The 12,444-nt window shown below is 72.5% G+C and carries 10 protein-coding genes; 5 read left to right on the top strand and 5 right to left on the bottom strand.

Going from position 1 to position 12,444, the window contains the following annotated elements:
• Positions 1-29 precede the first annotated feature (29 nt).
• Positions 30-2,084: a hypothetical protein gene (locus AB0H75_RS01710; RefSeq protein ID WP_367788226.1), complete on the bottom strand. Its 2,055-nt coding sequence runs from the start codon at positions 2,082-2,084 to the stop codon at positions 30-32.
• Positions 2,085-2,135: 51 nt separating this feature from the next.
• Between AB0H75_RS01710 and AB0H75_RS01705 the strand changes: the two genes are divergently transcribed.
• The 5 genes from AB0H75_RS01705 (at position 2,136) to AB0H75_RS01685 (ending at position 8,774) form a co-directional block, all read left to right on the top strand.
• The gene (locus tag AB0H75_RS01705) at positions 2,136-3,578 is read left to right on the top strand and encodes a hypothetical protein (RefSeq protein WP_367788224.1); all 1,443 of its coding nucleotides are present in this window, start codon (positions 2,136-2,138) and stop codon (positions 3,576-3,578) included.
• A 168-nt stretch (positions 3,579-3,746) separates the two neighbouring features.
• Complete coding sequence (locus AB0H75_RS01700) at positions 3,747-5,408, top strand: LCP family protein (protein ID WP_367788222.1); 1,662 nt, start codon at positions 3,747-3,749, stop codon at positions 5,406-5,408.
• Positions 5,409-5,589: 181 nt separating this feature from the next.
• Positions 5,590-6,939, top strand: coding sequence for an acyltransferase family protein (locus tag AB0H75_RS01695; protein ID WP_367788220.1), 1,350 nt, complete (start codon positions 5,590-5,592; stop codon positions 6,937-6,939).
• Positions 6,940-6,995: 56 nt separating this feature from the next.
• Positions 6,996-7,961 (top strand): glycosyltransferase, encoded by a 966-nt coding sequence (locus AB0H75_RS01690; RefSeq protein ID WP_367788219.1) that lies wholly within the window; start codon positions 6,996-6,998, stop codon positions 7,959-7,961.
• A gap of 99 nt (positions 7,962-8,060) precedes the next feature.
• The gene (locus tag AB0H75_RS01685; RefSeq protein ID WP_367788218.1) at positions 8,061-8,774 is read left to right on the top strand and encodes an acetoacetate decarboxylase family protein; all 714 of its coding nucleotides are present in this window, start codon (positions 8,061-8,063) and stop codon (positions 8,772-8,774) included.
• Positions 8,775-8,784: 10 nt separating this feature from the next.
• On the opposite strand, the gene AB0H75_RS01680 is transcribed toward AB0H75_RS01685, so the two are convergent.
• From AB0H75_RS01680 to AB0H75_RS01665, 4 genes are all read right to left on the bottom strand, one after another.
• Complete coding sequence (locus AB0H75_RS01680; protein WP_367788217.1) at positions 8,785-9,669, bottom strand: glycosyltransferase family 2 protein; 885 nt, start codon at positions 9,667-9,669, stop codon at positions 8,785-8,787.
• 183 nt (positions 9,670-9,852) lie between these two features.
• On the bottom strand, positions 9,853-10,620 hold the full coding sequence (locus tag AB0H75_RS01675; RefSeq protein ID WP_367788216.1) for a CDP-alcohol phosphatidyltransferase family protein: 768 nt from the start codon (positions 10,618-10,620) through the stop codon (positions 9,853-9,855).
• Entirely contained in the window at positions 10,598-11,638 is a 1,041-nt protein-coding gene (locus tag AB0H75_RS01670) for an iron-containing alcohol dehydrogenase family protein (RefSeq protein ID WP_367790463.1), read from the bottom strand. The genes AB0H75_RS01675 and AB0H75_RS01670 overlap by 23 nt, the downstream gene beginning before the upstream one ends.
• Before the next feature lie 28 nt (positions 11,639-11,666).
• Positions 11,667-12,401: a sugar phosphate nucleotidyltransferase gene (locus tag AB0H75_RS01665; RefSeq protein WP_367788214.1), complete on the bottom strand. Its 735-nt coding sequence runs from the start codon at positions 12,399-12,401 to the stop codon at positions 11,667-11,669.
• Positions 12,402-12,444 lie beyond the last annotated feature (43 nt).

Genomic DNA, 12,444 nt, shown 5'->3' with positions numbered 1-12,444 from the left:
GCACCCGGGCTCAGGCGGGCACCCCGGGCTCAGGCGGGCAGGGCCATCCACACGTTCATGGTCAGCGACCAGGTGCCGTTCGGCGGGTCCACGAGCGAGCGCTCGTCCTGGGGGACGGAGAGCCCGAGGACGTGCACCGGCGTCCCGTACCTGGCGACCTGGTCGCCGTCGGCGGCCAGCACGACCGGCACCCGGCCGGCCGCCCGTACCCGCGCCGCGAGCCGCCACGTGTCGTCGTCGCGGGCGACGTCCGCGCCCGGCGGAACGCGTACCTTCGCCGTCGGCACGCCGCACGTGCCGCGCACGACCTGCGTGAACCGGTCGCCGGTGACCCGCTCCACGATCAGCGCCGACGCCCGCCTCGGCAGGCGCGCGCACATCGCCGCGACGGCCGCCGCCTCTCCCCGCTCGACCGGGGTGAACGCGGTGCCGATCGAGGTCACGGCGGGCGGCACCAGCACGGCCAGGACCGCCACCGCCGCCACCCAGCGCCGCCCGCCGGCCCGCCCGCGCAGCCGCTCCAGCCCGTACGCGGCCAGCACGACCAGCCCCGGGATCACCACCGGGACCAGGCGGCGGGCGGCCCACGGATGGTCGGGGGTGATCTCGGGCCGCAGCAGCGTGGTGACGGTGGTCCAGCCGATCACCGCGAGCGGCGCGAGCCAGGCGAACGGCGTGCCGTCACGCAGCAGCCGCCGCGTCAGCAGCGCCGCCGCGGCCGTGGCCAGCACGAGCGCGGGCAGGCCGAGGTACCAGGCGACCCAGTGCAGGGAGTTCTCGAAGTACAGGCGGGTGCCGTCCACCGGCAGGACGTTGGCCCGCTGGATGGCCTCGATCATCTCGAACGTGCGCCGGTCGTCGGCGGTGACCGGGGTGCGGGTGACGGTCTGGAACCACGGGCGGGCGTACAGGGCGGCCATGAGCGCCACCACCAGCCCCGCCCCCGCCGCCGGCGCCCACCCCGGCAGCCGGACGCGGGCCAGCAGCGGGGCGGCGGCCGTGCCGGCCGCCGTGAGCACGAGCACGGCGGCGCACACGGCCAGCAGCGGCCGCACCGAGCCGGACAGGTAGTCCAGGTAGGACCGGGCCAGCAGGTACGCCGCCAGCAGCCCGAGCCCCGCCCCGGCCACCAGCCCGGCCAGCAGCGGCGGCCCCAGCGCGCCCTCCCGCCGCCCGGCGCGCCGCATCGCGATCAGCAGCCCGGCGAACGCCAGCACCGGCAGCGCGTCCCGCAACGCGTCGATCCTGACGAGCACGGCCAGCCCGAGCACCAGCCCGGCCAGCGCCCCTCTGATCCACCCGGACCCTCCAGGGGCCGCCCGCTCCGGCGCGTGGTGGGCCAGCGCGTCGTGGGCCAGCGCCAACCCGCCGAACAGCAGGATCAGCGACGGGATCTCGCTGAACGTCGTCCGCGAGGTGTACAGGACCGGCAGGCAGACCGCGAACGCCGCCGCCGCGACCGGCACCCAGCGCGCCCCCGCCAGCCGCGCCGCCACCCCGGCCACGGTGAGCACCGCGAGCGCCCCCAGCACGGCGGGCACCACGAACGGCGCCCCCAGCCAGTGCCCGGCGGCGAACACCATCGGCGCGCCCGGCATGAACTGCGGCTCCACCCCTCCGCCCACCGCGTAGAACCCGACGCTGTCGAAGACCAGGGCCGGGTCCGCCCCGCCGAACGCCTCGGCGTTCACGCCGATCGGCAGCGAGCCGTGGCGGGCGATCCAGGTGGCGTACTGGGCGTAGGTCGCCGGGTCGCGCCGGACGGCGACCTGCTCGCTGTGCAGGACGGCGTTGAACACCCCCGAGGCCACGGCGATCCCGAGCACCGCCACGACCTGCCACCACGCCGCCCCCGGCGCCTCGTCCGGCTGCCCGCCCGGTTGCCCGCCCGGCCGTCCTGCCGGCCGCCGGAGCCCGGCCCAGCACAGCAGGGCGGCGGCGGGCACGCCGAGCAGCAGCGCGGGCACCGGCGCGAACCGGCCGAGCAGCAGCAGCGGCAGCCCCGCCAGCAGCCAGCCGGCCACGGCGAGCGCGGGCGCGGCCGAGAGCGCGGCGAGCACCCGGCCGGGGAGGAGACGTTCCATCGGTGAGTGAGCGTATCCGGTCACGCGGCCAGGAACCGGTACCGTACGCACGTGCCGGAGAAGCGACGCGACCGGGAGGGTCGGGGGTGGCGGCGGGTGCCGCGCGATCTGGGGCCCCGGGTGCGGCGGCACCGCTGGTTCCTGGCGGTGCTCGCGCTCGGCACGCTGCTGCGCGCCCTGGCCGTGCTCGGTTACCGCCCCGCCCTGTGGTTCCCCGACACCTACACCTACGTCGTCACCGTCTTCAGGCCGCGCCCCGACCTGGTCCGCCCCGCCGGCTACTCGATGTTCCTCAAGCTGCTGGAGCCGCTGCACTCCTTCGCCGCGGTGACGGCGGTCCAGCACCTGATGGGCCTGGCCGCCGGCGTGCTGGTCTACCGGGCGGCCCGGCGCGCGCCGCGCTGGGCGGCGACGCTGGCCGCGGTGCCCGTGCTGCTCGACGCCTACCAGGTCGAGCTGGAGCACCTGCTGGTGTCGGACACGTTGTTCATGTTCCTGGTGGTCTGCGCCGTCGCGCTGTGCGCCACCCGCAGGACCGGCACGGTCGCCGCCGTCGGCCTGCTGCTCGCCGCCGCCACGCTGACCAGGACCGTCGGCCAGCCGCTCATCGTGGTCCTCGCGGCCTGGTTCGTGCTGCGCGGGCGGTTCCGGAGCGCCGGGGTGCTCGTGGCGGCGGCGCTGGTGCCGGTGCTCGCCTACGGGGCCTGGTTCTACGCCACGTACCAGCGGGTCGGCCTGGTCGGCGCGAACGGCGTCTTCCTGTACGCCCGCACGATGTCGTTCGCCGACTGCGCGAAGATGGACCCGCCACCGGACCTGCGGGTCCTGTGCGACCCGCGCCCGCCGGAGCAGCGGCCGCCCTCGCAGGAGTACATCTGGGCCAAGGACGCCCCGATCGTGCGGCTGCCGGGCATCACGTTCACCAAGGAGACCGACGACCTGGCCGCCCGCTTCGCGACGCGGGCGATCACGAGCCAGCCGCTCGACTACGCCGCCTCGGTCCTGGCCGAGCTGGGCCGCACGTTCCGCTGGGACCGGCCGGTCTATCCCGACCACGAGATCTACGGCTACTACGAGTTCCCCGTCACCCCTCCGGACCCGCCTGGACGCTATCCCGCACAGGTCGGCGCGGAATATGCGAAGCTCTATGAGCGGGGTGCGATCGGTACGGAGATCGTCGAGCCCTACGCCGGATGGCTGAGGGCCTACCAGAGCATGGCGCGGCTGCCCGGCCCGCTGCTCCTGGCGGCTCTCCTGGTGCCGCCCGTGGCGGCCGTCAGGCGCAGGCTCGCGGCGAGGCGCCTGACGGGAGTCCCGCACTGGGCGGTGCCCTGGGCGGCGGCCGTTGTGCTGTTGCTCACACCGGCCGCGGCGGCGGAGTTCGACTACCGGTACGTCCTGCCGGCCGTGCCCCTGGCCTGCCTCGCCGCGGCCTTGGGCATCCGTCCTGACCTGCGGGAAGGGCTCGGGAAGCAAGAAAGAGTTCAGAGATGATATTCCACCTGATGTCCGGCCCTGAGTATGCTTTCCGGCGGAAACATCACGCCCGGGTCACGGTCGGTTCCGGCGGTCGTAGCACCGGGCACTTCGAACGTGACCTAGTCTCGTGGCGCGGAACGACCAAGCCGGCGCGCGAGCGCGAGGAACGAGGCTAGGGGGCGTATGAGTGACTACAGGGTCGTGCCGGTAGTCGACACCGCGCAGGGCCGTCGATCGGCCCCCACCCAGCCCGGCAGCAGGATGGCCCGCAGGGCGGCGGCCGCGGCGGCGCCGCCTCCCCCGCCCGACGACCGCCCGCCGCGCGGGCACCGGGGCGGCGGCGGGGGCGGCCAGAAGAAGATGAGGGCCCTGGCGTGGGTCAGCATCGGCCTCACCACCGTCATGGTCGCGGGCTCGCTGACCGCCTACACCATGCTCCGCGACGCCGTCGGCAACATCACCCAGAAGAGCGTCAAAGAGGACATCATCAACCCCCGTCCCCCGGACACGGGCGCGCTCAACGTGCTGCTCGTCGGCTCCGACACGCGGGCGGGCGCGGGCAACGCGAAGTACGGCCAGCAGCTCGCCAGGCAGGCCGACGCGGGCGGCAAGCGTACCGACACGATCATCCTCATGCACATCTCGCCCAACCGCGACAAGGCCCGGCTGATCAGCTTCCCGCGCGACTCGATGGTGCAGATCCCCAAGTGCAAGAACGAGGCCACCAAACAGGAGATGGCGCCGCGCCGTGACATGATCAACTCGGCGTACAACACGGGCGGCGTCGCCTGCACGATCTCCACCATCGAGACCCTCACCGGCATCCGCGTCAACCACTTCGTCGAGGTCGACTTCAGCGGCTTCAAGAACATCGTGGACGCGCTCGGCGGCATCGAGATCTGCCTGCGCACCGCCGTCAACGACAGGGCCAGCAAGCTGGTCCTGCCGGCCGGCCGCAGCCTGCTCAACGGCGAGAAGGCGCTCGGCTACGTGCGCCTGCGCCACTACGGCGACGGCAGCGACATCCAGCGCATCCGCCGCCAGCAGATCTTCCTCAGCAAGGTCGTCGCCAAGGCCACCAGCAGCGAGCTGCTCACCGACGTCGGCAAGCTCAAGGACTTCATCTCCGCCGCGGCCGGCTCGGTCACCATGGACCCCGAGCTCGCCAACGACCCCGAGCAGCTCATCGAGATCGCGATGAGCGCCAAGCAGCTCACGGCGGGCGGCGTGCAGTTCACCACCATCCCGTGGGCGCCCGACCCGCAGGACAAGAACCGCGTGGTGTGGAAGGAGCCGGACGCCACCAAGCTGTTCACCTCGATCAAGACCGACACCGAGGTCGCCACCCCGGCCCCGTCGGCCAGCGCCGGCACCACCGCCAAGCCGAAGGTGACGATCAAGCCGGAGCAGGTGAAGGTCCAGGTGCTCAACGGCACCAAGACCGTGGGCAAGGCCCGCGAGGTCGCCGACCAGCTCGCCGAGCAGGGCTTCACCGTCGTGGGCGTAGGCAACTACGAGGCCCCCGGCGGCGCCGGCCTGGCCAGGAGCGAGGTCCACTACGCCAAGACGGCGGCCACGGCCCCCGACCACGCCGCCACGCTGGCGGGCGCGGTGCTGCCCAAGCCGGTCACGGAGGCGGGGCGGGTCAAGGCGACCAACCCGACGGCGTACACCGCCACCACCACGACCACCGTCACCGCCGGAGCCGCGGCCGCGCCGAAGGGCACGCCGGTGATCCAGCTCGTGGTGGGCGAGGACTTCGACTCGGTCAAGGTGACCAAGCTGCCCGACAGCGTCAAGAACAGCACCATCACCGCGGCCGACCAGAAGAACGTGTGCACATGAGCTGAGGCTCCAAGTTCCCTGTGTAAGCGGCTGTTCCGAACGGCTGTCGGAGACAGGAGCCGTACGGGCGGGATAGTCTGTTGCGGGTCGGCGGCGCAGCGCGACACCGGACCGTTACCAGGTTTTCACGTCTCGTCGGCGTCGTGTCCCCCGGTCCCTAGCGAAGCTGAGCGACTCCCTCGTGTCTGACACCAGATTCTCCCCACCGGTCTCGACCCCCGGGGGCCAGGCGGCTCCGGGCGAGGAAGGCGGCCCCGCCAACACCGGCGCGCGGTGGCCGCTGCCGGAGGAGACGTTCTGGAGCCAGCACACCGACCCCCACGGCCCGAGCACCCCCGCGCCCACCCCCCAGGGCCCGGGCTCCCCCACCGCTTACCGGGGCGCTCCCCCCGGGCACCCGGGCGTCCCTCCCTCTCGCCCGGGCGGCCCCGCGACTCATCCGGGCGGGGCCGGGGGTGCGGCGGGTGAGCGGGTGGCGCAGGCCGAAGGGCAGCCGCAGCCGCAGTCCCAGCCGGAGCCGGAGGCCGAGCGTCCGCGCCGCCGCCGCGACCCGTTCCTCGACAACGTCAAGTTCGTCCTGATCGCGCTCGTGGTCGTGGGCCACTCCCTGGTGCCCACGCTCGACGCCGACAGCTCGCGCGCCCTCTACATCTTCATCTACACCTTCCACATGCCGCTGTTCGTCCTGATCAGCGGCTACCTGTCCAGGAACTTCTGGAACTCCAACGCCAAGACCAACAAGCTGGTCGACACGTTCCTGGTCCCGTACGTGATCGTCGAGGTCGGCTACGCCGCGCTGCGCACGGTGCTCGGCCACAAGTGGAGCCTGACGATCATCGACCCGGCCTGGCTCAACTGGTACCTGCTGGCGCTGCTGTTCTGGCGGTTGTCCACACCGGTGTGGAAGCGGATGAAGTACCCCGTCCCGGTGGCGATCGCGATCTACCTGTTCGCCGGGTTCTCCCAGATCTCGGGCGACTTCAGCATGGACCGCTTCTTCGGCCTCATGCCGTTCTTCGTCATCGGCCTGGTCATGCAGCCCGAGCACTTCGAGATGCTCGACCGGCGCTGGATCAAGATCCTGGCGGTCCTCACGGTCCTCGGCGCGGCCGCCGTGGCGATCTTCATCGCGCCCCGGGCCAAGCTCGCCCCCTTCTACTACAAGAACAGCTACCAGGACCTCGACCTGTCCTGGTACATGGGCATCGGCCTGCGCGCCGCCCTGCTGATCTGCGCGCTGGCGATGTGCTTCGCCGTGCTGGCGCTGGTGCCGCGGGGCGAGACGTGGTTCTCCGACCTCGGCACCCGCACGCTCTACTGCTACCTGCTGCACGGCATCCCGGTGCTCGTCGCCAAGGAGATGGGCTGGCTGGAGTTCCCGTGGTTGTTCGGGCCGCTCGGCGTGGCGGCCATCGCGTCCAGTTGCTTCGCCCTGGCGATCGTCCTGTGCCTGCCGCAGACCCGGACGGTCTTCAAGTGGGTGCTGGAGCCGCGCCTGACCTGGCTCTATCGGCGCCCCTCCGGAAGTTAAGCGATCGTTCCCCCCGCATTAACGCCTCCGCCCCGGTGGGCGCGGAGCATCGACACATGCGCGCATGTGTCGCCACGACCGTCCACCATCCCGAGGACGCCCGGATCATGCACCGGCAGATCCGGGCGCTGCTCGACGCGGGCCACGAGGTGACCTACGTGGCCCCGTTCACCTACTACAACGTGACCCCGGTGATGGGCCTCGACGCGGTGGACGTGGCGCGCCGCGCCGCCCGCGGCAAGGCCCGCGCGGCTCTCAGGCGCGGCCTGCGGGACGCAGACCTGCTGATCGTCCACGACCACCGGCTGCTGCGCGTGCTGCCCCACCGGCACCCTCCGGTCGTCTGGGACGTGCGCGAGCGGGTCCCGGCCCGGCTGCTCGCCCGCGCCGGGCGCCGGCACGAGGTCGTCACCTCGGCGGTCGTGCCCGAGGCCACGTTCGTCGCGGCCGAGCCGCCCCCGCCCGGCGACACCCGGATCGTGCACCTCGGCCGCCTGGCCGCCGACCGGGGCGTGAACGAGCTGATCGGCCTGGCCGAACGGCTGGCGCCGCACGGCGTCCGGCTCGACCTGATCGGCCCGGCCGAGCGCGAGGTGCGTCCGCTGCTGCGCGACGCCCAGCGGGTGGGCCTGCTTGACTGGTTCGGCTACGTGCCGCTCCGCCACGCCCTGCGCATGGCCGAGGGCGCGCTGGCCGGGCTGTCGCTCGCGGACGCCACGGTCCCGTGGGCACCGACGAAGATCATGGATTACATGGGCCGCGGCCTGCCGGTCATCACCACGCCCCGGGGCGCGGCGCTGGTGGAGGGCGCCGGCTGCGGCCTGGTGGTGCCGCTGGACGTGGACGCGGTGCTGGACGCCGTCCTGGACCTCAAGGAGGACCCGGCCCGCCGGGCCGAGCTGGGCGCGCTGGGCCACGCCGAGGCCCGCCTGCGCCACCACTGGCCCGACCACGCGGCGGGCTTCGTGCGCCGCGCCGAGTCGTGGGCCGGTCTCCCCGCCGCCCACGCCCTGGCGGTGTGAGCGAGAGCGCGAAGCGGGGGCGTGAAGAAGGGGCGTGAGGTAGGCATCAAGGGCGCGGCGGGAATGGCGGGGCGGCGTGGGGGTTGATGTACTGGGGCCATGGCATCGCATCTGATCCAGGGCCGGACGGTCGAGTTCCCCGTCCGGGTGAGGGACGCCCAGGTGGCCAGCGCCTTCTACCCGGTTCGGGCCGACGCCGCCCGGGCGGTGATCGCGTACTCCGGCCTCGACGTGGCCGAGGCGTTGCCCGGCAAGGCCGTCTGCGTGCTGATGTTCGTGGACTACCGCGACGGCGACCTCGACACCTATCACGAGTTCGGCATGGCGTTCCTGATCCGCCCGCCCGGCCGGACGGGCCCGGGCGGGCCGGCCGACCTGCGGCAGGCGGGGGTGTTCATCCACTGGCTGCCGGTGGACCAGGGGTTCACGCTGGAGGCCGGGCGCACGCTGTGGGGGTTCCCGAAGGAGCTGGCCGACATCGAGCTGCGGCTCGGCTCGCCCTACAAGCGGTGCGTGCTGCGCAAGGACGGCCGGCTCGTGCTCGACATGCTGGTCAAGCCCGGCGTGCCGGTGCCGGGCGCGACCGTGATGGCGCCCATGGACGCCTACACGCACCGCGACGGCGTCACCCGGCGGGTGCCCTGGTCCGTACGGGCCCGCGGCGCGCGGGCGCGGCCCGGCGGAGCGCTCATCCGTCTGGGCAACCATCCCATCGCCAAGGAGCTGAGCGAGCTGGGGCTGCCCAAGCGGGCGCTGTTCAGCACGACGATCGGGCACGCCGAGATGGCCTTCGGCGAGTCCTCGCGGATCTGAGGCCGGCCGGTCAGACGATCGGCGGGCGGCCGAGCTTGACCATGCGCCACGCGGTGCGCCAGGCCATCGGCCGGCGCTCGCCAGCCGGGGTGCGCAGCCCCTCGGCGAAGCCGCCGAACCACGACTTGATCGCGCCCGGCGAGCGGCGCTCCCTGATGAGCGTGAGCACGACCCAGTTGGTCAGGTAGAGCGCCGCCAGCGGCCAGGGCAGGTTGCGGCGGGCCAGCCAGACCCGGTTGCGGGCGTTGAGCCGGTAGAACTCGGCATGCCTGGTCGGCGGCACCTGGGGGTGGTACATCACCGTCTCGGCGTCGTACTCGATGCGGTAGCCCTCGCCCAGCAGCCGCCAGGCCAGGTCGGTCTCCTCGTGGGCGTAGAAGAACCGCTCGGGCAGCCCGCCCACCTGGAGGAAGGCCGAGCGCCTGATGGCCGAGGCGCCGCCGAGGAACGTGGTGACCGGCGAGGAGCGCTGCGGATCGCCGGCCCGCAGCCTGGGGACGTGACGCCGCTGGCCGATGCCGCCGTCGGGGTCCATGACGCGGAAGGAGATCACCGCGAGGTCGGGCTCGGTGGCGAAGCGGTCGCGCACGTGGGCGACGACCTTCTGGCTGGCGTACCAGCCGTCGTCGTCGAGGAACAGCACGACGTCGCCCGAGCACTCCTCCACGCCGCGGTTACGGCCGGCGGGGATGCCGGTGTTCTGGTCGAGCCGGATCGATTTGACGACCGCGGACGACCCCTCGGGTGGCGTCGCCGACACCTCGGGCACGTCGGCGCCATTGCCTACGATCACCACCTCGACGTCGCCGTCGATCTGGTTGAGCGCGGACTCGACCGCCCGGTTCAGCTCCGCGACCCGGTTGCCCATGGTGAGGATGACGCACGAGATCTTCAACGAATCACTGTCCTGACGCGTTGAGAACACGGGCGGAGCATTCTTTCATGATCACCGAGTCTGGTCGCATTGTCCTGAATCTAGGGTGAGCTAAGCGTATCGGAACCGGGGATGAACCCCCACCGAACCGCGGACGTCCGATCAGTACGACGGACGAGGCGGCCTTCCGGTTCCGACATCCGATCACGCCAGCCGCCTCGACGCGATGATGCTGACCAAATGCAGGACGACCTGTAGGCAAGCCGCGACGAAACACGCCACCACCAGCACCCGGGTGGCCACGAGGTCACCCCGCACCGCGTCGATCACGGCCGTGGCGAGCGCCAGCAGCGACAGCTCGATCGGCTGCACGATGCGGTGGAACTTGGTGGCGGAAAGAATCTTGCGCCCCAGCCCCAGCAGCCCCGAGCGGAACTGCGCCACGCCGCTCTCGCCCGCGGCCGGCAGCCCGCCCTTGGCCCGCGCCACCTCGACCAGGTCGGTCTCGGCCTTGATGAGGATCGCGCCGAGCGCGGCGGCCACCCCCAGCACGGTGTACCAGTCGGGCAGCACCGCCGAGGCCCGCCAGCCCAGCCCGGCCAGCACCGCCGCCTCGGCGAAGTACGCGCCCACGCGGTCGAGGTAGACGCCGACCAGCGAGGTGCGGCCGGTCCAGCGGGCCAGCTCCCCGTCGGAGCAGTCGAGCAGCAGGTAGACCTGCACCAGCAGGGCGGCGGCCACGGCGGCCCAGAGCCCGGGGAGGGCGAGCACGAACCCGGCCAGCACCCCGGCCACCGTCATCACCCAGGTGAGCTGGTTGGGCGTGACGGGGGTCTTGGTCATGAGCCAGGTGACGTAGATCGACAGGCGGCGCATGTAGAGCACGCCCGCCCAGTGCTCGCCGTTCCTGCGCTCCAGGTGGCCGGGGGGCTGCGCGACCCGCCGCAGCTCAGCTACCGAAGGCCCGGACATAGTCCCCCACCCGCTCGCGGATCTCGGTGTCCTGCATGCGGAGGTGCTCCAGGATCGTGTAACGGCCGGGACGGGTGGCCGGCGCCAGCGCCACGGCCTCGGCGAACTGCTCGGCGCTCAGCCCGATGTCGGCCGGCACGACCGGCAGCTCGTGCCGGCGCAGGCAATCGACGACCTGCCTGGCGCGGGCCTCGTCCTCGCGGAGGAAGAAGCAGAAGGCGGCACCGATGCCGGCGAGCTCGCCGTGGTTGGAGGTGCCGGGGAAGAGCTGATCCACGGCATGAAGGATCTCATGATCCCCGCCACTCGCGGGCCGCGAGGACCCGGCGATCACCATGGACATGCCCGACAGGATCAGGGACTCGGCCAGCACGGTCAGGAACGCGTCGGACTCCACGCCGTCGGTGCGGCCCACCAGCGCCTCGGCGGCGGTGCGCGCCATCGAGCAGGCCAGCCCGTCGATGGGCTCGCCGCGCTCGACGTTGCCGAGCTGCCAGTCCTCGATGGCCGACAGGTTGCTCACCACGTCGCCGATGCCGGCGCGGACCAGCGTCCGCGGCGCGGCGTGCACGAAGTCGAGGTCGACCAGGATGGCCAGCGGCATCGGCACGCCGAAGGAGCCCTTGCCGCCCTCGTAGACGAGGGAGGCGGTGGGCGAGCAGATGCCGTCGTGGGAGAGGTTGGTGGCCACCGCGACCATCGGGATGCCCGCCAGCGAGGCGGCGTACTTGGTGGCGTCGATGGTCTTGCCGCCGCCCACGCCGACCACGACCTCGTAGGCGCTCTTGCGCAGGTCGGCGCCGAGCGTGACGGCCGCGTCGACCGTCCCGTCGGACACCCGGAACACCTCGGCCTCGTCGAGCTGCGGTGAGATCAGGCTCTCGATGTGGTCGCCCTGCCCGGGGCCGACGGCCACGGCGACCCGGCCGGAGGTCGCCACCCGGCTGTCGGCCAGCAGAGCGCCCAGCTCCGCCACGGCGCCCCGCCTGACCTGCATGGTCAGCGGCGCCGGCAGCATCCTCGCCAGAAGCGGCATGCCCGCCTCCTCAGTAACGCACGGCTATGGTGCGGGCCTTGGCCAGGTCGTCGTGGTTGTCCACCTCGACCCAGTCGACCTCGCCGATGGGCGCGGCGTGGATGGTCTCGCCGCGCTCGACCATCTCCTGGTAACCGTCCTCGTAGTAGAGCTGCGGGTCGCGCTCGAACGTGGCCTTCAGCGCGTCGGCCAGGCGCTCGGCGGCGCCCGGCCGGATGAGCGTGGCGCCGATGTACTCGCCGTACGCCTCGGCCGGGTCCATGAGCTTGGTGATGCGCCGCAGCGCGCCGGCCTCGTCGAGCGTGACCTTCATCTCCTCGTCGGCGAGCTTCTTGACGTCGTCGACGGCGAGCAGGATGTCGCTGGTCGCGGGGGCGGACAGAAGCGTCTTCTCGACCGAGACCGGGTGGACGGTGTCGCCGTTGACCAGCAGCGCGCCCTGCGCGAAGTAGTCACGGGCGCACCACAGGGAGTAGGCGTTGTTCCACTCCTCGGCCTTGTCGTTGTGCACCAGGGTGAGCTTGACGCCGTACTTCTCCTCGAAGGCGTCCTTGCGCTCGTGCACGGCCTGCGCCGCGTAGCCGACGACGATCACGATCTCCCGCAGGCCCACCTCCGCCAGGTTGCGCAGCGAGATGTCCATGATCGTGGTCTCGCCGTCGACCGGCACGAGCGCCTTGGGCAGCGTGTCGGTGTACGGCCGCAGGCGTCGTCCGGCCCCAGCGGCCAGCACCATTCCCAGCAACGTGCACTCCTCAGTCGGGCATCACTACATGTGCGCCAAAGGT

The sequence above is a fragment of the Nonomuraea sp. NPDC050783 genome, from assembly GCF_040802095.1.
In the GTDB taxonomy this organism is placed as follows: Bacteria; Actinomycetota; Actinomycetes; order Streptosporangiales; family Streptosporangiaceae; genus Nonomuraea.
The sequence above is the reverse complement of the archived record's forward strand: the minus strand, read 5'-3'. Positions and strand labels throughout refer to the sequence as shown.

What these genes read in the sequence shown, in the direction of transcription:
- AB0H75_RS01710 (WP_367788226.1), bottom strand. Translation starts at nt 2,084, where the DNA reads ATGGAACGTCTCCTCCCCGGCCGGGTGCTCGCCGCGCTCTCGGCCGCG.
- AB0H75_RS01700 (WP_367788222.1), top strand. Translation starts at nt 3,747, where the DNA reads ATGAGTGACTACAGGGTCGTGCCGGTAGTCGACACCGCGCAGGGCCGT.
- AB0H75_RS01690 (WP_367788219.1), top strand. Translation starts at nt 6,996, where the DNA reads ATGCGCGCATGTGTCGCCACGACCGTCCACCATCCCGAGGACGCCCGG.
- AB0H75_RS01685 (WP_367788218.1), top strand. Translation starts at nt 8,061, where the DNA reads ATGGCATCGCATCTGATCCAGGGCCGGACGGTCGAGTTCCCCGTCCGG.
- AB0H75_RS01675 (WP_367788216.1), bottom strand. Translation starts at nt 10,620, where the DNA reads ATGTCCGGGCCTTCGGTAGCTGAGCTGCGGCGGGTCGCGCAGCCCCCC.
- AB0H75_RS01670 (WP_367790463.1), bottom strand. Translation starts at nt 11,638, where the DNA reads ATGCTGCCGGCGCCGCTGACCATGCAGGTCAGGCGGGGCGCCGTGGCG.